The 19764-nt window shown below is 36.7% G+C and carries 19 protein-coding genes and 2 pseudogenes; 14 read left to right on the top strand and 7 right to left on the bottom strand.

The genetic code is table 11. The features are described 5' to 3' along the window. The first annotated feature begins 98 nt into the window (after nt 1–98). The 8 genes and pseudogenes from ACH8JV_RS18215 (at nt 99) to ACH8JV_RS18180 (ending at nt 4686) form a co-directional block, all read left to right on the top strand. A complete protein-coding gene (locus ACH8JV_RS18215; RefSeq protein WP_396522952.1) occupies nt 99–593 on the top strand; it encodes a hypothetical protein in 495 nt (164 codons plus the stop codon). Between the two features lie 60 nt (nt 594–653). Beyond that, nucleotides 654–1358, top strand: coding sequence for a hypothetical protein (locus tag ACH8JV_RS18210; protein ID WP_396522950.1), 705 nt, complete (start codon nt 654–656; stop codon nt 1356–1358). Nucleotides 1359–1383: 25 nt separating this feature from the next. Further along, nucleotides 1384–1863, top strand: a complete 480-nt coding sequence (locus ACH8JV_RS18205) for a hypothetical protein (protein ID WP_191104868.1) — start codon at nt 1384–1386, stop codon at nt 1861–1863. 100 nt (nt 1864–1963) lie between these two features. After that, complete coding sequence (locus tag ACH8JV_RS18200) at nt 1964–2470, top strand: DUF2247 family protein (RefSeq protein ID WP_396522948.1); 507 nt, start codon at nt 1964–1966, stop codon at nt 2468–2470. A gap of 66 nt (nt 2471–2536) precedes the next feature. Then, the gene (locus ACH8JV_RS18195; protein WP_396522946.1) at nt 2537–3016 is read left to right on the top strand and encodes an SMI1/KNR4 family protein; all 480 of its coding nucleotides are present in this window, start codon (nt 2537–2539) and stop codon (nt 3014–3016) included. 114 nt (nt 3017–3130) lie between these two features. Then, a pseudogene (locus ACH8JV_RS18190) lies at nt 3131–3412 on the top strand (hypothetical protein). A 67-nt stretch (nt 3413–3479) separates the two neighbouring features. Beyond that, a complete protein-coding gene (locus tag ACH8JV_RS18185) occupies nt 3480–4337 on the top strand; it encodes an Imm49 family immunity protein (protein WP_396522954.1) in 858 nt (285 codons plus the stop codon). Between the two features lie 208 nt (nt 4338–4545). Next, nucleotides 4546–4686, top strand: a complete 141-nt coding sequence (locus ACH8JV_RS18180) for a hypothetical protein (RefSeq protein WP_396522944.1) — start codon at nt 4546–4548, stop codon at nt 4684–4686. A 144-nt stretch (nt 4687–4830) separates the two neighbouring features. Here the strand turns inward: ACH8JV_RS18180 and ACH8JV_RS18175 are convergent, their stop codons facing one another. Beyond that, the gene (locus tag ACH8JV_RS18175) at nt 4831–5763 is read right to left on the bottom strand and encodes a LysR substrate-binding domain-containing protein (RefSeq protein ID WP_396522942.1); all 933 of its coding nucleotides are present in this window, start codon (nt 5761–5763) and stop codon (nt 4831–4833) included. A 99-nt stretch (nt 5764–5862) separates the two neighbouring features. Here ACH8JV_RS18175 and ACH8JV_RS18170 point away from each other — a divergent pair, with 99 nt between their 5' ends. From ACH8JV_RS18170 to ACH8JV_RS18160, 3 genes are all read left to right on the top strand, one after another. Continuing rightward, a complete protein-coding gene (locus tag ACH8JV_RS18170) occupies nt 5863–6297 on the top strand; it encodes a DMT family transporter (RefSeq protein WP_396522940.1) in 435 nt (144 codons plus the stop codon). Nucleotides 6298–6306: 9 nt separating this feature from the next. Next, the gene (locus ACH8JV_RS18165) at nt 6307–6765 is read left to right on the top strand and encodes a DMT family transporter (RefSeq protein ID WP_317310846.1); all 459 of its coding nucleotides are present in this window, start codon (nt 6307–6309) and stop codon (nt 6763–6765) included. A 202-nt stretch (nt 6766–6967) separates the two neighbouring features. Continuing rightward, entirely contained in the window at nt 6968–7666 is a 699-nt protein-coding gene (locus ACH8JV_RS18160; protein WP_107881370.1) for an IclR family transcriptional regulator, read from the top strand. 62 nt (nt 7667–7728) lie between these two features. Here the strand turns inward: ACH8JV_RS18160 and ACH8JV_RS18155 are convergent, their stop codons facing one another. Both ACH8JV_RS18155 and ACH8JV_RS18150 read right to left on the bottom strand, forming a co-directional pair. After that, the gene (locus tag ACH8JV_RS18155; protein WP_396522937.1) at nt 7729–9048 is read right to left on the bottom strand and encodes an MFS transporter; all 1320 of its coding nucleotides are present in this window, start codon (nt 9046–9048) and stop codon (nt 7729–7731) included. 74 nt (nt 9049–9122) lie between these two features. Next, a complete protein-coding gene (locus ACH8JV_RS18150) occupies nt 9123–10118 on the bottom strand; it encodes a hydroxyacid dehydrogenase (protein WP_396522936.1) in 996 nt (331 codons plus the stop codon). Between the two features lie 193 nt (nt 10119–10311). Between ACH8JV_RS18150 and ACH8JV_RS18145 the strand changes: the two genes are divergently transcribed. Both ACH8JV_RS18145 and ACH8JV_RS18140 read left to right on the top strand, forming a co-directional pair. Next, complete coding sequence (locus ACH8JV_RS18145) at nt 10312–10989, top strand: RraA family protein (protein ID WP_151283108.1); 678 nt, start codon at nt 10312–10314, stop codon at nt 10987–10989. A gap of 156 nt (nt 10990–11145) precedes the next feature. Next, nucleotides 11146–12410, top strand: a pseudogene (locus tag ACH8JV_RS18140) (DcaP family trimeric outer membrane transporter). Nucleotides 12411–12530: 120 nt separating this feature from the next. Here ACH8JV_RS18140 and ACH8JV_RS18135 read toward each other — a convergent pair. Together ACH8JV_RS18135 and ACH8JV_RS18130 are read right to left on the bottom strand one after the other, a co-directional pair. Then, nucleotides 12531–13619 (bottom strand): HlyD family secretion protein, encoded by a 1089-nt coding sequence (locus ACH8JV_RS18135; RefSeq protein WP_396522935.1) that lies wholly within the window; start codon nt 13617–13619, stop codon nt 12531–12533. Continuing rightward, nucleotides 13616–15193 carry an MFS transporter gene (locus tag ACH8JV_RS18130; protein ID WP_396522933.1) on the bottom strand — a complete coding sequence of 526 codons (1578 nt, stop codon included), beginning with the start codon at nt 15191–15193 and terminating at the stop codon, nt 13616–13618. The genes ACH8JV_RS18135 and ACH8JV_RS18130 overlap by 4 nt, the downstream gene beginning before the upstream one ends. Before the next feature lie 166 nt (nt 15194–15359). On the opposite strand from ACH8JV_RS18130, the gene ACH8JV_RS18125 reads away from it, so the two are divergent. Further along, nucleotides 15360–15992, top strand: a complete 633-nt coding sequence (locus ACH8JV_RS18125) for a TetR/AcrR family transcriptional regulator (RefSeq protein ID WP_396522931.1) — start codon at nt 15360–15362, stop codon at nt 15990–15992. A 64-nt stretch (nt 15993–16056) separates the two neighbouring features. Here the strand turns inward: ACH8JV_RS18125 and ACH8JV_RS18120 are convergent, their stop codons facing one another. Continuing rightward, nucleotides 16057–18021, bottom strand: coding sequence for a multicopper oxidase family protein (locus ACH8JV_RS18120; RefSeq protein WP_396522929.1), 1965 nt, complete (start codon nt 18019–18021; stop codon nt 16057–16059). A gap of 40 nt (nt 18022–18061) precedes the next feature. After that, nucleotides 18062–19609, bottom strand: coding sequence for a tyrosinase family protein (locus ACH8JV_RS18115; RefSeq protein WP_396522927.1), 1548 nt, complete (start codon nt 19607–19609; stop codon nt 18062–18064). Nucleotides 19610–19764: the final 155 nt, after the last annotated feature.

Raw genomic sequence — 19764 nt, 5'->3', positions numbered from 1 at the left:
GTATAGATTGGATATACCACAGTGAAAATTATGAATGAAAACTACGTTAATATTTTCATAGTGTTGGAGTTGTATTGTGCAAAATATTAAAATGAAAGATGATACATGTCATTTTTTTTACTGAACAAGATATTACAAAAAAGCAAGTTATTAAAATTTGCTTTGATATATCTGATTTTGAAGAAATTCAAGAAGTTTATGATTTTTTTGGCGAGAAAATATATGGAAATAATAGAGAATATTTGAATGACATTCATGCAAATACAAAACATTTTGGAAGTAATTTGTCTGCATTTCATGATTATTTAAGAGGGTATTTGATCGGTATTTCTTCAGGAAAACGAAATGAAATTTTATCAGTAATTATAACTAATAAAAACAATAAAAATATTGATGAGGATTGGTTGGCTTTTTTTAATATAATAGTGCAAACTTTTTTTGATTCGCATAGAGATATAAAATATGGGCTTTATATGACTTTGGATTTTTCAAAAAGTATCATGGTTAATATGATGGATTATTTTAGTTTTTTAATTTCTGATTATCATAATAGACCAAAAGATGAACTAGATGAGAATGGTAATTATCTGTGATATTTAAATTAATTTATGAAGTTAAATTATAACCGCTATATAGAAATAGAGTAGAAAGCAGTGCATGTTGTAATTGAGCCATCAGTTCTTAGAACCAAATCTCCATTTTTTATTATTGCTAAAAATTTCTTTATTTTTGGGTTGCTTTGGATTTTATCTTCATTCTTGTATGGTGTTTTTGACTATGAGTCATATTCTTCAATATTTATTTATCTAATTAGTTTCTATGCTACTTATTTTTTTGGATATTTAATATCTAAACCTATTGTTTCAGACCTTGACTCTAATACTCTTAATCGAGTTAAGTTTTTAAGCCTTATATTTTTTACTCTTTATTATGTAATAGTACCTATACGCTGCTTTCTAGTTGAAATTCATCATGGTTTATATGGCTTGAGACTTATGTTTGGTTTTATATATCCATTCTGGATATTAACACCAATTTTTATTACTAATCTCAAGAATAAGTTTTATATTTATTTATGTGTCTTGCTATGTGCTCTAGAAGTAATTTTTTGGATATTGTTTTTTAAAATGAGTGGGTCTGAATTTTACAAGAGACCTTCATCTGTTGCTATGTTCACAAGTTCTCTTGTATTCGCTTTAACTTTTCCTTTGTATTTATCTTGGCTGAAAAAAATAGATATCAATAAATGGGTTTTACCATTCTTTTTTAAAGAAGATAGATTTATATCTAAACTAATATCATGGGTAGTAATAGGACTTGGTAGTTTATTTATGTTTTTATTTTATCTTTTCTTCTAAAAAAGAATTCTAAAAAGGAGTGCCTATGAGATCTTTATATCAGGTAGCAGCTAGTGAAATAGCGGTAGTACCTTACTATCTGAAAGGGTATCAGCAACATGGCTTGCAGTACGGTATAAACAAATATGAAAGAGCTGAACCATTAGGTGCGCAATGTGAAAATTGTCATACCATTCTATGGATAACAGGTCGTAATGATCCTATTTTGAATGAAGATGATAGTAATATACCTGACAGTGGGCCAATTTACAGAGAGTACTATAAAAATAAACTAAAACGATTTTTAAGTTCATTACCTCCCTGCCCAAATTGTCATCAACAAGCATATGATTTATTCGTTAATAATACAACATTAACTAGATTTGAAGATGGTAGTTCAGCTCCAAAATATCCAGAGGATTATTATGGGGTTGATGAAAAAATGTCTGCACCAATGAAAGACAAAGCCGTGTGGTGGTATGGTGATGAAGCCGAGGCTAAAAGATTGAGTTTGAAATTGTTATAATATTTTTAAATATACGCTTGATAATCAATAAACTATTGCTTGTGAAGATTTTGCACATACTTGAATTAAAGGTTTTTTGTAAAACCAGAGGCACAATGACGTGAATTTATATCCGATACCTGCTGATTTTATCAATGAAAAGGTGAACCTTTCATGGTGTGATATCAAATGGGGCTATGAAAATAATCTGATTACTTCGGAACTGCCAATCAAAAAAGCCGAAAATATTATATTAACGGAGATCTATACTAAGGCCGAGCTTGAGTTGTCATTCCTTATACCCACTGAGTCAAATGACATCAGTTCTTTTATTTATGAATTATGTCCAAATTTTAAAGAAGATGAATATGAGACCATTAGTCAAAAATGGTTATATGTAATTCTTAGCTGGCTCTGGCTTAATCGAGAAAGTTTTGAAGATCCTTTAGATGAAGTAGAAAGTATTTATACAGATTTTGCTTATCCAGCCGAAATGGATAGTTTTATTAAATATATGCCTCCCACGGATAGATACGATCCCTCATTGTATTCTTATGCAGAAAATATTAACCGCTTAATGAAGAATTGGGAAAATTACTTACAAAAGAGTGCTGAAAAGTATAAGTGAAGCACTATGCGATTTATGAAACTTAAGAATATTAGGCAAATTTTTTAAATATTGGAGAAGCATCAAATGCTACAAGATATTGGGGATCAGTATCCAAATGGCGCAATTAATAAAGAAATTATTGAAAATTTTGCAGCTAGCTTAGAAGTTACATTTCCACCAGAATATGTTGAACTTATTTCTCAACATGATGGCATCTATCCTGAAATTTCTAGCTTTGATTATGTTGACACTGATGGTGAACTAAATATCAGTACAGTAGAATTAGGAGGATACTTGCATGAACCTCGAATAGAAGGAATGCAATTTCCCGAAGGTGATGATGACTATGAAGGAAAATTAATAGGATTTGGATCTACACCTGGTGGAAATTTTATTTGTTTTGATTACAGATTCCCTTGGATCAAAGATCAACCTAAGATTGTGCTTGTTTTACACGATGAATTCTATGATTTTGGAATGAATGAGGGTAAAAGAAAGGTTCTGTACCTAGCAGATAATTTTGTACACTTTATAAATTCATTACATGAATTTATTGAGTATTAGCAATCTACGATAGTTTTTGATTTTTAAATAAAGCCTTATTTAATAGTGCTCAATGGTTGAAAAATAGCAGTTTGAAGACAGAGCAATTGGTAGAGTGAATGTTAAAGGTTACTAATGATTTTATATGTTTGTAGTTATGTAGTAAGAACCCCATTTTTATCAGAGACAAGAATTAGTGTAAAAGAAATGGGTTGGGAGAAATTATCAAATATAGTCAAGAATGTTTATGCTGTTGGGGGGAGTATCATTATTCATAAAACAGATGCTGATTATTCTGAAGAGTCAGGAAGATTAGCATAATATGTTAATCAAGATTTAGAATTAGCCTTAAATTTATTTAAAGATATTTATGAATATGGCGAATTATCATTCGAGTCAAAAATTATGTTTGAGTAGTTAATTAGAGTTTTACTCAATATTTAATGGTTAAAAAATTAGCTCCTTGATGAAAAAATCAACCTTTATGAATAGTATTAAAAATAAGGAAGCCTACCAAAAAGCATTAGCTCATGTAATTCAACATGCTGAATTTAATGAAAATACAGTTAGTTTGATTGACTATATTACTAATAATAAAGGTGATGTACCATTTTGTATAGGAATGTTAGGGAATTATGCTGAAGCTAATGCAATGGTATCTTGGTTTCGTGACAATGACTTAATTGGTTTTAAGCAATGGTGTTTTATTGCAGCTAAACTGAATCGTATGGTATTTCAGTTTGATGCTATAGAATGGTTTCCTGCTTATAAACATTTATATGCTTTATTATCAGATAATGAGGAAATCATTTCTTGGTATAGTCAGCACCGAGTATCGTATGATCGACAAGGCTCAATTAAAGACCGTGATAATCCACGTAAGCCCGACTTTCATGGTTATCAGTTGATATTAGCTCTTAATCATGAGTGGGATAAATTACGTGAACGTTGTGAACTCATTTTACAAACTGATTTAAAAAAGGATAAAAAGTATTTAATTGATCATCGTTTTTATCTTGCCTTAACCAATGGTGATAAGAGTGAAATGGAAAATGTTTTGACTGAGTTAACTAGTCCAAAAATTGCCAAAATCCGTAATTCTGAATTTGCATTTACTTTTACTGAGCATTTTATTGCGACTCATGCTGTAATTTATAGCAAATTAGCATGGAGAAATGGATATCAGTTAAATATAGATACGCCTTGGATACCTAAAGAATGGTTACCTATAGAACCTTTAGCTGAATATCCCGAACCTTGGGAGTTTATGCGCGAATTTGATGTTTTCACTTCTTTTGAAGATGAGTGGAAAGATTGGTCACCCAAAAGAAATAATACATAAGCGCTGAAAATTTGGCGATGTCCAATAGAAATAGTGGACTAAGCATCAGTAAAGTGTACTATCGTTATTAAAGGAAGCTTACAAAAATGTGAGCTTTTTTATTACACATTGATTAAAATATATACAGAAACCTCGCTAAAACGAGTTGGAACGCTACAAACGCGGATGTTAATTTGAATTCCACTCTTCCCAATAAGTGAGGTGAGCAATGAAATTGTTAGCTCTGATTAGCATGGGAGTTGCAGCGAGTTATTGGTATAAAACTATAAAAAATAGCAAGCCAACTCTTCTGAAACCAAATTTTGATGAAATAGTAAAAAAATTTGTATTAGCAGACTTTAAAGTCTAATACAGATTAATAATCTCAATAAAAAAAGCTCATCGGAAGATGGGCTTTTTTGTTGGAGTAAAGACGGACAACCTTATAGTTTTCGTATAAGAATAGGAAATATTGATTCATCTTAGCTTCTATATACTTGTTATAAATAAAAAATTAATTCTGCCAATACGGTGTGTCTCCATAGACTTCAGCAAAATAATCTATCACTGCTCTAATGTTGAGTGGTGGATGGCGGACATTAGGATAAATGGCTGCGATATGCTGGGGTTGTGATTTAATCGCGACTTCATATTTAGGTAAAAGCTTTATTAAGTCACCTTGTTTTAAAGCTTCGCCAATCAGCCAATCAGGAAATAAAACAATCCCCATGCCATGAAGGGCCGCTGTCATTAAGCTCTCGGCATTGTTTGAAGAAAGTAACGGGGTAATTGGATAATGTATCCATTCTTCATTAGGCTTTCTTACTAACCAGCGGTTAGGTCCTTCAAAACCTTTATACACAAGGCATTTGTGTTGGTTGAGTTGTTTAGGATGATCAAGCGTACCGTATTTAGCAACATACTGAGGAGACGCCGCTAAATGATATTGTTGTGTAGCCAAAATACGTGCATGAAATGATGAATCAGTCAGTGTTCCAATGCGAAATATTAAATCTGTGCTTTCGCGTAATGGATCTATAAATTCATCGGTTTGAATCAATTCTATTAAAAGTTTTGGATAACGTTCTGATAAACCCGCCAGCCACGGCGCAATATGCCGTTGTCCAAAAAACACAGGGGCATTAATTCGAACGAGTCCCGATGGCTCTATGGTTTTATCTTGTAAAGCCTTTTGAGCTTCATCAAATTGTTCGGTAATTTTTTTCGCGTACTCAAAAAATAATTTGCCCGATTCGGTCGGTGTGATTGCTCGCGTATTTCGGTAGAACAGTTGTTGCCCCAACGCATCTTCAAGCTGCTGGATGGTTCGAGAAATCATAGATGCAGACACATCTTCTTTACGCGCTACATTTGAGAAGTTTTGTGCGTTATAAACACTAATAAAGAAGCGAAGCGTGCGTATATCAATCGAATTTGTTAAATCCATTTGTGCAATTTCTGCAAAAGTGATTCATGAATTATGCTGTTTTTCTGATGAATTGGCTACCTTAGTATTCGTTGCCTAGATACAGAAGAGGCAATGTAGATGCAAATTCTATTACTACTCCTAACCATTTTAGGGGGAATGGGGCTGTCGGTCGAAGCAGGGCTTTTAGGGCCTTTAGGAAAGGAGGTGGGTGAGTTATGGGCCACCTTTAGTATTTTTGGTGTGGGTGCGGCACTTACTTTTTTTCTTATGCTGTTTTTTAGTCCACGTAATAGCCCTTCATTTTTTACACTTCCATCTTGGCAATTACTCGGTGGTGTCCTTGGTCCTGCTTACGTCATTATTTTGACCATTACCACTCCAATTATTGGTATTGCCATGACCATGATTGGCATTTTAGCGGGTCAGGTGTCTAAAAGTCTGATTATTGACCACTATGGTTTACTGGGAACTCCACATCGGAAAGTAGACCGTAAACGGGTAGTAGCACTCATCTTTATTGTTGCTGCACTTGTACTTGTCGCAAAAGCATAGGAGACCCGCATGACAATTTTAATGATTCTTCTCGCCGTCATTGGTGGTGCTTTACTGAGTGTGCAGGCCGCAATTAATGGTCAACTTGGAGCAAAAGTTGGTGTATTTCGTAGTGCTTTTTTGACTTTCTCGGTCGGTGCTCTAATTACAGCGCTGCTTATTTTTTATTTTGAACCTAAACAAAGCTTAACCTTGTTAGATGTTCCTAAATGGCAGTTGTTGGGTGCTATGTGTGGCGTACCTTATATTGTCATTATGGTACTGGCTGTACAAAGAATTGGGGCTGCAGTTGCTACTGTTGCTGTGATTTTTGGGCAACTTTTGATGAGTATTTTGATTGATAACTTTGGCTGGTTTGGTAATGAAATGCTTCCTTTTTCGTTGTATCGATTAGGAGCGCTAATTTGCTTAGGGATTGCTTTATATTTTATTTATTCAAGTAGTCAGGATACAAAAGTAGAAGGGTAATACAGACTTAATATTGAAATTAATATAGGTCTCATTGTTAGTTACAAGCATACTAATAGTGAGACTATACTTAATATTTTAAGCATACTTATAGATGAGAGAAGTTGCTTGATGAGAGATAGAAGTAAAATATAAGAAATATGGTAAAGTTAAAAACCAAATTCAATACATTTAAAATTGATACAAATATTGTAGGAAAAACATGGTTAAAATTAAACCTCACCCAGCAACAAGCGGAAATGCATCGGCTGATCGCCTTTTAACTTTGTTAACTGCTTTTAGAATAGGTGATAAATCTTTAACCCTAGCAGAACTCGCTGAACGAACAGAATTAAATAAAGCAACTATCATGCGCTTAATCGTTTCGCTAGAAGATTTTGGTTTTGTTAACCGTCTTTCAGATGGCAGATATACGCTTGCCAGCGAAGTCATGCGTTTAAATACAATTTATCAAGATGCTTTAGACTTAGAAAGACATGTCATGCCTTGTTTACAGCAACTTGTAGATGAAATTGGTGAGACAGCTTCTTTTTACGTTAAACATGGAGCATACCGTCTTTGCCAATATCGAATAAACTCTACCCATCGACTGCGTGTTCACGTTCAGCCAGGAGAAGTTCGACCAATGGATGGAGCAGCATGCGCTCAAGCATTGAAATCAACATATGAACAAGTTTTATCAAGAACAGAACCTTTTTATTCAACTGGTGTAACAGAACCTCACGCAGCTGGAATGGCATTGCCTGTGTTTGATGCTCAAAATGAGGTAGTAGGAGCCTTACTCATTTCAGGCCCATCAAGTCGTTTTACTGCGGAAGTTGCAAAATCTGTAGGTGATTTTTTCTTCAAAATTGCAGATGACTTGACCAAAAGTTTGGGTGGTAAGAGTATTCGTAATTAATTCTAATATTTTAAATATAAAAAAAGGGGCTAATGATTTAGCCCCTTTCTTATTTATGCTATTTACGAAGTACTTTGTGGTTGGTTAAACAAAACAGCTTTCTTTCTAGACATAATGAAAACCATGATAGCTGACACGAGATTTAACGCTGCAAGTGGAAGTAAGGCAATAGCGTGGCTTCCTGTTGCATCATGAATTGCGCCATAGATATTCACCATCATGCCGCCACCAATCAAATTAGCACATGCGCCAATTGCTGCTAGTCCTGCCGCAGTTGTAGTGGGTGACATCCATGAGGATGCTAAAGCCCAGAAAGGGCCTTTTGCAGAATAAGCACCAATTAAAACGATACTGAGTAAAAAGATTGTGCCAATAAGTGAAGACGTGAACAAAGCAATTAATAAACCAATTGAGATCATCAATAGAGCGATTGCTGTGTGCCAAAGGCGTTCATTTTTACGATCTGAGCTGCGACCCCAAAGAATCATGGCAATAGAAGCGATGCCATAAGGAATTGCATTGACTAGACCAATTTCTACATTACTCAAACCGAATGATTTAATTAATTGTGGTGCCCAAACACTCATCGTACTACCAGCAGCAGAAGCACCCGAATAGATAATGATCATAGTCCAAATATATTTATTCTTTAAAAGTTGCCATAGTGAAATATGACCAATTGGCGTTTTTTGTTGGCGTTCAAACTGTAGTCTTTCAACTAACCAAGCTTTTTGCTCGCTATTGAGCCATTTTGCTTGTTCTGGTCGATCAGTGAGAACAAATAAACAAGCGATACCCAGTAAAACCGCAGGAATACCTTCTAAAATAAATAGCCAATGCCATCCACGCATGCCCATCCAGCCATCTAGTGATAATAAAAATCCTGATAATGGTGAACCTAGAAAGTTTGCACCTGGAATTGCCACCATAAATATTGCCACCATTCTGGCTCTATAATTGGCAGGTAACCAATAGGTTAAATATAAAATTACACCAGGGAAAAAACCTGCTTCGGCAGCACCGAGTAAGAACCGCATAATATATAACGATGTGGAGCTTTCAACGAATGCATTTGCGGATGATATTACCCCCCACGTCACCATAATTCGGGCAATCCATACTTTTGCTCCAAATTTTTGCATGGCGAGGTTGCTGGGTACTTCAAATAGAAAATATGCAAAGAAAAATAAGCTACTGGCAAAACCAAAAGCAGTAGCTGTTAATCCAAGGTCTTCATTCATTTGTAATGAAGCCATACCAATATTGCCACGATCAATAATAGCGATGACATAACAAATCGTTAAAAAAGGCAGTAATCGCCACGCTACCTTGCGCATCGTTTCACGTTCAATCGCACTCGGTTGAGAGTATTCTGTAGACATAAAAAAATCCTTTTTATATTCAATATTTTAATTGTTCTTGCATCTAAAAGCTTAGAAACAATTGAGTTCCATGATTAACTATTGAGTAACTTCCAGTTAGCGATAGCTCGTGGGTTTAGTAGTTGACCATTCCAAATACTCACGATTTGTTCGAGTGCTAATAGACCGACACGATTACGTGAATCTGTTGTGTTTGCTCCTATGTGAGGAGTAACAACTAAGTTAGGTAATTCCCATAATGGGTTATCTTTTTCTGGCGGTTCTGAAGGAAAAGTATCCAGACCTGCACCAGCAATTTTATTATTTTTAAGTGCATCAACTAATGCAGCCTGATCAATTAATTCACCACGTGCTGTATTGATTAAGATGCTTGAGCGTTTCATCTTTTCAAATTGAGGGTAAGAAAATAAGTGTCTATTCTCTGCTGTAAGTGGGCAATGTAAGCTAATAATGTCACTGTTTTCTAAAAGTTTTTCAAAGTCTTGCTCTTGTTCTACATAATCTAGCTCTGGCAAATTTTGTAGAAACGGATCGTATACTTTTACTTTCATATTTAAGGGAGCGACTAACTTCATGAGTATGCTGCCGATTGCCCCTAAACCAATTAATCCCAGCGTTTTGCCATATAGCTCCACACCATTTGCACTTGCTTTATCCCAGTGACCTTCTCGGATCCGTTGGTCTAACCATGTGACTTGTCGAGCAACATTAAACATAAGGGCAAAAGCGTGTTCGGCAACAGATTGTGCATTTGCACCTACAGCAATAGTGACAGGAATTTTTCTTTCAGCAGCAGCCTGAGTGTCGATTGTGTCAAACCCAACGCCATGTTTTGCAATCACTTTTAAATTATCAGAAGCAAAAATCATATCCCTAGAAAGTTTGCCTGTTCGAACAATGATTGCATCAGGTTGTTCATCATGGATGAGTTTTTCCATTTCATCTTTTGCCATGTAGGGTTCAGTTGGAATCAACTGAATATCATGGGATTGAGCATACAGTAACGCATCTGAAGTTAATGTTGGTCCCGTGATAAGAACTTTACGTTTCATTTTTGGCTTGCACTCCATTTAAGTATTTTGAACAAAATACGTCCTTAGTGGTTTATATTATTAAAACGACATTTCAAAAAATTAGTCAATAGAAAAAATAATTTTAAAAATTGAATAAATTTTAATTAAATTTAATTTAAAAATGAAATGACATTTCAAAAAAATGCTGTCATATTAATTTGCACAAGAAAACTGATGTAAGGGAAAAATTATGGCAATTGGTTTTAGAGTGCTAAAAAACGACAGAAAAGTTGAGCAGAAATGGATTGAACAATATCGAGATCTACCAGTCGCTAATGTCAGTGACTCAATGAATCGAATGACTTCAGGTGGGGCTCAATTAAGACCAATGCATAAAAAGGGATATCTTTGTGGACCAGCCATTACAGTTAAGGCGCGTCCGGGTGACAACTTGATGTTGCACTACGCTATTGATATTGCCCAAGCGGGAGATGTCATTGTGGTTGATGCGGGTGGCGATCTAACCAATGCATTAATTGGAGAGATGATGGTTGCGTATGCCATTAAAAAAGGTATAGCTGGCATTGTTATTAATGGCGCGATTCGTGATTCAGTTGTAATTGGAGAAGGAGATTTTCCACTTTTTGCGGCAGGAGTTTCACATCGAGGACCTTATAAAGACGGACCGGGGGAAATTAATGTCCCTATCGCAATCAATGGAATGGTAATTGAACCGGGAGACTTGATTTTAGGGGATGAAGATGGGCTTTTAAGCGTGCCATATGCGGAAGTTGAAGAGGTTTATCTGAAAGCAAGCGCCAAACATGCCGCTGAACAAAAGCAATTAGAGCAAATCGCCGTAGGTGAAAATGACCGTAGCTGGGTGATTAACAGCTTAAAACAAAAGGGATGTGAATTACCGGAATAAGGTCATTCAAAAGTATTCAAGTTCGACGGGAACTAGCGAAGTCAATGATTGAGCTTCGTTAGCCTATCTAAAGTTAATTCAATAATCATTATTTTACTGATTGAAAAATAGGAAATTTCAATTCGGTCTATGTGATTTCGTCTAAAGGAAAAGGACATGAAACATAAAGGGATAATTTCTTTATCGTTATTAATGAGTATGACTCTGCAGCAAGCCAAAGCTGAAAGCCAAGATAACTCAGCGCTAAATGAAAAAATAATTAAATTACAACAGCAAATAGATTATCTGATGGAGCAGCAAAATTTAAATAAGAATAATAGTTTGGATAAAGTAACTGACTTGACTCAAAACAAAACGTCAAACATCGAAAAACCTGTTACGGCTGACCAAACTAAAATTAAATTTTATGGAAATTTACGTGTTGATGCTGCATATGATTTTGAAGCTTCAACGCGTTCTATTGCGAATAAAACAGGGTCAATACCATTAGATAATTCAAACTCGACAAGTAAATCATTAAATGTTTCTGCCGCGACTTCACGTGTAGGGGTGGATATCCTTAAGCCGACCTCGAAAGGAGATTTGGTTGGAAAGTTAGAAGCCGATTTCATGGGGAGTGGCGGAGATAACGGTAATGGTTCGGTTCGGGTTAGACACGCATTTCACTAGGAAATTGGTTGATTGGTCAAACCACTTCACCTTTTGTGAATAGTGATACAGCTCCAAGTTTGGTTGATTTTACAGGTGCGATGGGTACGGGAACTCAGCGTAATATCCAAATCCGTTATCAACACATTGTTGATGCCAAACAAAAAATATTAGTCGCTTTGGAAGGCGGTGATGTTGAAAATAAAAATGTAGAAGGTGGAAGTCGACTTCCTGCATTAACCATGCGATATGAATTTAAGAATCCAAATTTATTGGTTCAATTGCACGGCATGCTACATGAAAATCGAGCAATTTATAATGCGAATGAGGAGCAAACTAAACTTGCTTGGGGAGCTGGATTAGGCACGAAGTATAAGCTTTCTGAAAATGATGCGATTGTCTTCAATTACTACCATATAGCAGGTGATAACCGTTATATGCTTTATTCAAAAGATAATGATGCGTTCTACTTTGATCAAAATCGGATGTATTTAAGTGAATTTGATTCTGTCGAGTTGGGGTATATGCGTAAATGGAATGAAAATTTACGTTCTTCTTTGTCCGCTGGTAGCCTCGTCTACAAAGATTCAGATTTTTCAGAAAATAACCTTAATCAAAATAAAAGGCTAATCAATGCAAGCGTCAACTTATTCTGGACACCTGTAGAGAAAGTCGATCTTGGTGTTGAATACACCTATGGTAAGAGAGAAACTTTTTCAGATTTAGACGGAAAGTTATCTCGAATCAACTTGTTAGGTCGATACAATTTTTAATGTAATCACAGCCACTTTAAAGAGTGGCTTTTATTTATTTTACAACAGATGATTTTTCCTAAAGTAAAAAGAGACCACTGAATGGTCTCTTTTTACTTAATTATCCCAGTATTCTCAAATCTACTTTTTAGTCGTATCCACAGAAACTACAACAGATAGACCAGGGCGCAACAACTTAATATCAGTTTGATTTTCAACAAGCTTGATCCGTAAAGGTAGACGCTGAACGATCTTGGTAAAGTTACCTGTCGTATTCGTTGCTGAAATTGGCGAGAAAAATGCCCCAGTAGAAGGAGAGAAGCTGTCTACTACACCTTTTAACTCAACATTATAAGCATCGACATACACAGTGACAGGCTGTCCAATTTTTATTTGTTTTAGCTCAATTTCACGGAAGTTTGCTTCTACATAAACCTGATCTAAAGGCACAACCACCATGAGTGGATTACCTGCGCCAACAAAGTTGCCCACATTTGCAGACTTTTGCCCAATCATGCCATCAATAGGCGCTCGAACTTCTGTATAGCTCAGATTGAGTTTAGCTTTATCAAGTGCCGCTTGAGCTTGTTTCAAAGCAGCTTGTTTAGCTTGAACCTGAATTTTATATTGGTTGAGCTGATACTGCGCATCAGTGACTTTTTCTTTACTGCTGTCTAAGTCAGCATATTGCTCGGTTAATGTGGTTTTTGACTGTTGCGTAATCAATCTAGACTCTGCACCGAGTGCCTGTAACTGCTCATAACGCGCGGTATTATCTTTGGTAAGTTTAATTCCGGCTTCAACTTTTCTAAGCTGTGCTTCAGTTTCTCGAATAACAGTCGGTTGTCTTTCTACTGCTAGCATTGCTTCATTTAGGTCGGCTTGCGCTTTGGCATAATTAGATTCTGCCTCAGCCAAAGCTGCTTGATAATCGCGTGGATCAATACGAGCCAAAAGCTGGCCTTTTTTTACGGTCTGGTGGTCTTTAATATAAATTTCTTCGATATTGCCCGACACTTTAGGGGCAATGGTTGAGTACTCGACATCCACCCGTGCATCGTCAGTTTTAATAACTGAAGACGGTAAAAATATAAGTTTTAAAATCCATAAAATGGAAACTAGAACGATAATAAATGCGATAACCATAACCCAATGTTTTTTAAGATATTGCACCTTTGTTAACTTGGGTGACTCGGTCGTGGAGTGATCTTGGGCTTCGAGAGTACTCATAAAGATTTTCCTGAGTTATGACTATTCATTAACTTAATGAGAGCAATGCGTGGTGGATAAGTTCTAACGGGTAAAATCAGCATAACGATAAATAAAATTGCGGTAAGGCCCGCTAAAATTAGATATTGGTCACTAATGACCAGCACAGACTGTTGTGCCTGAATGGCAGAATTTAAGGCAGATAAACCGCCTGAAACACGCTCGGTACCATTTACGGTAAGCACAGGTGGGGTAAGCGGGTTAATCACAGGGCCTTGAATATTTTGAAAAATATTTTGTGCGGTATTTTCAATCAGCCGTGTTGAATGGTATTCACCACGTACTCGATTGATCCAGTCTAAAAGACACACGCCCAGTACGCCGCTAATAGCACGCGGGGTGTTAATCATAGGTGAAGCATAGATTGCCATAGTTGGATGGACACTATTTGTACCCATCATGAGTAGCGAAAGCACCACACAGGTTTGGCCTAAACATGAAATGGCATGCCAAAAATAAAACTGATCTTGATTCCAAGTGGTATCCAGTTGGCTTGCACCTAAGCAGCCAGCCATCACCAGAAGTAAACCAAACCCATGTACATAACGGCTGTCGACCCAAGCTTGGTTTAAAACCTTAATGACAATTGGAATATAGATAAATTGCAGAGCCGCTATTTGCAAACCAATCCACATGGTTTGAGTTGGCTTATAACCATGTACAGCGCTTAAGTAATTGAGTGGTAATGTGCTGGTTGACATACCAATAATCACAAAGCAAAACAGGGCAATAACAGCGTAAGCAAAGTTTCGTATTTCGAGCATTTGCGGTTTAATTAATGGCGTTGGATAGCGCCATTCATGTATTAAAAATAAAGGTAGGGTAATGGCACTGATTAAAGCCAAAACACAAATCAATTTTGAATGGAACCAGTCTAAATGATTGCCATGTAAAAGCATGGTACTTAAGCTTGCCAAGCCAATAATGGCTAGAATTGCGCCAGTCCAATCGTAAGTTTTTATTCTTGAATAATTTAACGGATCTTGCGGAATACCAAAGTAAACCAGCGCAGCACTTAAGGCACAAAAAGGAATGGTCTGGAAAAATATCATTTTCCAACCAATCACATCTAAATAAAAAGCAGAGAGTGCAGCACTTAAGTTGGGAAAGAACGTTGCTGTTAGTGCATAGCAGGCCAAACCCCATAAGCGGATTTCTGGGCCTAGAAATCTAAGGGCACAGGCCATGAGTAAAGGAATGGTTAAACCATTGGCAAGTCCTTGCAGGCCGCGTAATAAATAAAATATTTCAATGTTGGGACTAAAAGGAATTAAAACGCTAGAGACGAGGCAAAGTCCAATGGCAAAAAGAAGAACTCTACGCATGGAAAAAATAACGGCCCAACTGGTAGACAGAATCATTCCAATAATCATGGCACTGGCATAAATACTGCTGACCCAATAACCTGAGTCGACACTAATGCCCATTGCACCGCGAATATCGACCAAGGTAATGCTGGTAATTCGGTTATTAAATTCGACGGTCATTGCTGCAAATATTGCACCCGCCAAACCGATGAGTGGTCGTATATTCATCTTTTACCTTAAATTTTAAAATGAACTCGTTGCATAGAGCAGTTATTGAGCCAAACTGTACCGATCGGTACTCTACTATCTTATTAAATTTACGTCAATTCTCGATTTTGAACTTTTCGATGAGTTACACTAATCATGAAATTGCTAAATATATTTGTAGGTTCGTATGTCAGATTGCATTAAAGCCAATGAGAAAGATCAAAAAATTCTGGATGCAGCAACAAAGTTTTTTCTGATCCACGGTTTTAGTGGCACAACGACAGATATGATTCAGAAAGAAGCAGGTGTTTCAAAAGCCACCATGTACGGTTGTTTTAAAAATAAAGAAGCAATGTTTGCAGCGGTTATTGAACGTCAATGTTCCAACATGCAAAAACAAATTATGTCGGTCGAGACAAAAGCTAAAAATTTACGTTCAGCATTAACTGAAATAGGGAAAACCTACCTGTGTTTTATTTTGTCGCATTCAGGTTTGGCATTTTTTAGGGTTTGTATTGCAGAAGCAGTAAGGTTTCCTGAGTTATCTGAAAAGTTCTTTGAAGTGGGGCCACAACGGTTGGCAAATATGATTTCGAGTTATCTTGATAAATTTGTTCAACAAGGAGAAATTAAATTAACGTCTTCTTCGGAAGTTGCGGCGAATATCTTTTTATCACTGTTAAGAAGTGATGCCCATCTAAAATGTTTAACTCATCCTGAGTATTTAATATCAGACCATCAAATTAGTGTTTGGGTTGAATATGCTGTCGATTTATTTTTAAAACATATCAGTTATCAAGAAAATAAGAGTTCTACATAAAATTGATAAAGCTAAGGCCGCGCGAAGCGGCCTTTTGATTAGGTCTAAAGATAAAATCTTAGGATTAATGATGTCCTTGTGAGATGCCACCATTTCCATCTGGAAGGCTAATTCGAATATTTTGCATCATGCCTTGATCTTCATGATCTAAAATATGACAGTGTAATACAAAGTCACCGATGTAGCGTTCATATTTGGTTCTGACAACGACTTTATAACTGGCTCCTTTTACATTTTTAACCCAAATGGTGTCTTTCCATGTACCTTTTAGGCCACGGTATTGTGGGTCAGGAGTAGTCGATTTGTCGTAGTCATCAACGGCGTTGATATCACTGACATCTTTTCCATTAGGGTCATACACGGCTACGACCTGAAAAGGATTTACGTGAATGTGGAATGGATGGCTGGCCAATTTAGAGGTAAGTATCCATTCGTCGGTTTTACCTAACTCGAGCGTACGGTCAATTCGGTTTGGTTGATACGGTTTTCCATTGACCTGAAACTGAACTGGATCAGCATTTGTATCAATATTAAATTCTAAAAATTGTTTATACGGTGTAGCTGGTAAGTCCTGATGAGGAACAAAATGGCTAAGTTTTAAATTTTGTTGTAAATCTTGAAGTATCGCGGGAAGCATATCTGGCGCAATATTTTGTTTTGCATTATTGCTTAACGCCATTGTTAAAGACTGAGGTGCTGAAGTGGCTTTATCGACTTGAATAATGCCCAGTAAATGTCTCTCTGAAAATGCACGGTCCACGTTAGCAGAAGCGGAAGCTGCTTCATCAATTAAGCAATAACGACCTTCTTGCGGGAATTGCATTAATGCGTCGTAACGGTAACCCGGTTGAAAAACGGTGACTGTTTTGTCCATAACCTGTTTGAGGGTTAAGCCATCTGCTGCAATAAGATGCTGACTTACAATTGGTCCTGTACAGCTTTCGCTTAATAATTTCTTTTCCCCCGTTGGTGTTAAATCGAGACGGGAAGGAATATTTTGCATTTGACGAATGCTCAAGTTAATACTGTCGCGTATACCTGCATGGACTATTCTCCAACGTTCGACTTGCCCAGCTACTGCTTGGGTAATGAAAGGTTGAACTTCACCATTAATGCTCGTATAGCGCCCTGATTTTCCCCATTCACCGGGGCCAAAGCCCTGATAATCTCTAATTTCACCAATTTGATTGTTTGGGCAAATATAGCTGCCATTGCTATCAGTTTCGATGTTTCCGTTAGCATCATAACAAGCATATTGAATTTGCTGGAAAACCAGAGTTCTTTCTTTAAAGCCATAAGTGAGTAAATCGAGATCACCTGTTTTATTCGGAGTGGGCTGTCGATATCCGCGTATAACTAAAGCTCCCGCCATACCACTCGCGACTTGAATTGCGGTCGAACCATGTCGATGCGGATGATACCAAAACGTTCCGGTCGGATGGTCAGGCGGTATATTGTATTCATATTGGAAATTAACACCCGGATTAATCGAAACTAAAACGTTATCACTATTTCCCGCCGGGTTAATCCATAAACCATGAGTGTGCATGTTCGTACCATCAAAACAATGTGGTTTATTCACATCAGTATGATCACTGGTACAGCTTAAATCCTTAGTGGGTTTCTGGTGAGTAATCGGGTCTATATCCAGTTGATTATCTAGATTTGCCCGTACGGTTTCACCGGGAAAGACTTCAATGGTCGGTGCAATATACGGGGTATTGGGCTGAGTATCTGTGCCTTGGTAACTTCGTAAAATGACTGTGTCGTAACTTTTTGTGGCTGGGTTCCAGAGTTTATTTTTAGTTTTTTTAAGTTCCCAAGTAAATAAGGCTTCATTTGAAGATTGCATTTGCGGTGCATTTGTTGATGCAGTCGTTGGGTTGGGTACGGCGAGTAAAGCGACGTGTTTACGCGTAACATTCATATGGGGTGGGTCTTCTAGTACGCGTTCAGAAGAATCATTCGCCGACGCATATCCGGAAACCAAAGTTAGAGGCGTGCATAATATTAAATGAGTTATTTTCATAATGAATATAGGCCTGAAAAATCAGGCCTCTCCTTAATTATTATTTTGTAGTTTCTAAGCGAACTTGAGAAATACTCAAGCCTTGAGAGCTTACTTTTTCCTTCACTTGATCAAGTGTTAAATCAGTAGCAACAAACTGAACTTCTAAGTCCTCAGCAGCCATGCCTAATTGCTTAACTTGATCACTAACTTGATAGACCAATTGACCAATATGACCCGGATGTCCGCCGTGGTCATGGTCTAACACACCGAAGTAGTTAATTGTGGCAACATAAATTTTTTGGTCAGGTTTATTTTTTGGAGATAGATAAATCTTATAAGTTAGATTTGGATTACCAATCATTTGGACATTATCTAAGATCAAATAGGTTTGTCCTGATGAGAGCTTTGTTTGAGTAAGTTGACTTGAGTTCTCTAGGAAACTTGCAGTTTGAGGGGCTAAGGCTACTTTTTGAGTTACACCCATAAGCTTAATGCTTTTATTACTGCTGACTGGTTTATGATTCATTTTAAACAGGTTTGCTTTTTCACCACCTTTACTACTCATGACAGTAGCTTCAACTTTACAAGCATTTTCATTGGTGTATCGCACTGGGATTTTACCGGGGGTAAATACATCAGCAATGGTCATGGTAACTTTGTTGCCGTTTTCATCTGCAAAGGTATATCGGGTGTCATACCAACTATCTGGCATACCTAAGTTTTTCTTAGCCCATTCAAGCGTAATCGGTTGCCCATTTGCTTTTTTATTTAGCCAGCATTGCCATAAGCGATCGATATTTGCATGGTGCATATAAAATACGGGGTCTAAGCCTGCAATAGGTACAAATCCCATATCTGGTAGCACACAGTTTTTACCGACTGCACAGTGCATGACCCCATGGGGTTGAGACTGTAATTGGTTAGAGAAGTCTGTGAAGTTATCCCATTTAAATGCTTGAGCAGCGCTGGCATTATCTGGATCGATGGCGCTGATATTTGAATTTAAACCCGGTGTTCGGAACTGGTCATATAAAGTACCAGCCTGTTTACCACGGACCAATTGAGGGAGTGCTAAGCCTTTACCATTAGCAGCTTTTTCTTGGTAATAGTCCCAATAAGGAAGAGAGTAATCTTGCCCAACATATTTACGTACTGTTCGCTCATAAAAATAAAGCATCATACGGTGCCAAGGTAAGAAATTTAGATTGCCATGTTGGCATGTACCCCAAACTTCATCGGTAAAGCCATCATTTGGGACTGGTGAATTTTGAATATGTTTATAGTAACTATCACATACTGCTTTACTATATATCTCTAAACACTGCGGCATACGGTATTGATTAACATAATAATCTTTGTCTGTTGCATGTGTACCTGTACCAAAATAGCCATGGGTATTGGCCCAGTAATTAAAGCTTGTACGAAACTCCGCTGATAAAAGGGGAGCATTATTATTTGCTCGCATTTTTTCCAAACCCTTTTGTAATGCGCTTACTTTGGCTGGATCTTTTGCAAACTCCGTGGCACTTATTCGTAATGAGTCGGCATGTGTTGCTAAGCTCATACCACATAAAAGAGTACCTAAAATATAATAATTTCTCTTCATATTTTAAAAATCCTTGTAGTGTTTAATATTCTTATAGTTGGTAAGTTGTTTGTAATGTATAGAATTTCCATTTTTATGGGTAATTCTTGAAATTAATTTATCATACAAAGTAGTTTATATTAAACATTTAAATTAAATATTAATTATTGAATAAC

The sequence above is a fragment of the Acinetobacter sp. ABJ_C5_2 genome, from assembly GCF_044538485.1.
In the GTDB taxonomy this organism is placed as follows: domain Bacteria; phylum Pseudomonadota; class Gammaproteobacteria; order Pseudomonadales; family Moraxellaceae; genus Acinetobacter; species Acinetobacter nosocomialis_A.
This window is presented reverse-complemented; position numbering and strand designations above follow the sequence as displayed.

Excerpts from the sequence above, each read along its gene's own strand:
- ACH8JV_RS18215 (WP_396522952.1), top strand. The coding sequence starts at position 99 with ATGATACATGTCATTTTTTTTACTGAACAAGATATTACAAAAAAGCAA.
- ACH8JV_RS18205 (WP_191104868.1), top strand. The coding sequence starts at position 1,384 with ATGAGATCTTTATATCAGGTAGCAGCTAGTGAAATAGCGGTAGTACCT.
- ACH8JV_RS18195 (WP_396522946.1), top strand. The coding sequence starts at position 2,537 with ATGCTACAAGATATTGGGGATCAGTATCCAAATGGCGCAATTAATAAA.
- ACH8JV_RS18185 (WP_396522954.1), top strand. The coding sequence starts at position 3,480 with ATGAATAGTATTAAAAATAAGGAAGCCTACCAAAAAGCATTAGCTCAT.
- ACH8JV_RS18180 (WP_396522944.1), top strand. The coding sequence starts at position 4,546 with ATGAAATTGTTAGCTCTGATTAGCATGGGAGTTGCAGCGAGTTATTGG.
- ACH8JV_RS18175 (WP_396522942.1), bottom strand. The coding sequence starts at position 5,763 with ATGGATTTAACAAATTCGATTGATATACGCACGCTTCGCTTCTTTATT.
- ACH8JV_RS18170 (WP_396522940.1), top strand. The coding sequence starts at position 5,863 with ATGCAAATTCTATTACTACTCCTAACCATTTTAGGGGGAATGGGGCTG.
- ACH8JV_RS18165 (WP_317310846.1), top strand. The coding sequence starts at position 6,307 with ATGACAATTTTAATGATTCTTCTCGCCGTCATTGGTGGTGCTTTACTG.
- ACH8JV_RS18160 (WP_107881370.1), top strand. The coding sequence starts at position 6,968 with ATGGTTAAAATTAAACCTCACCCAGCAACAAGCGGAAATGCATCGGCT.
- ACH8JV_RS18155 (WP_396522937.1), bottom strand. The coding sequence starts at position 9,048 with ATGTCTACAGAATACTCTCAACCGAGTGCGATTGAACGTGAAACGATG.
- ACH8JV_RS18150 (WP_396522936.1), bottom strand. The coding sequence starts at position 10,118 with ATGGAGTGCAAGCCAAAAATGAAACGTAAAGTTCTTATCACGGGACCA.
- ACH8JV_RS18145 (WP_151283108.1), top strand. The coding sequence starts at position 10,312 with ATGGCAATTGGTTTTAGAGTGCTAAAAAACGACAGAAAAGTTGAGCAG.
- ACH8JV_RS18135 (WP_396522935.1), bottom strand. The coding sequence starts at position 13,619 with ATGAGTACTCTCGAAGCCCAAGATCACTCCACGACCGAGTCACCCAAG.
- ACH8JV_RS18130 (WP_396522933.1), bottom strand. The coding sequence starts at position 15,193 with ATGAATATACGACCACTCATCGGTTTGGCGGGTGCAATATTTGCAGCA.
- ACH8JV_RS18125 (WP_396522931.1), top strand. The coding sequence starts at position 15,360 with ATGTCAGATTGCATTAAAGCCAATGAGAAAGATCAAAAAATTCTGGAT.
- ACH8JV_RS18120 (WP_396522929.1), bottom strand. The coding sequence starts at position 18,021 with ATGAAAATAACTCATTTAATATTATGCACGCCTCTAACTTTGGTTTCC.
- ACH8JV_RS18115 (WP_396522927.1), bottom strand. The coding sequence starts at position 19,609 with ATGAAGAGAAATTATTATATTTTAGGTACTCTTTTATGTGGTATGAGC.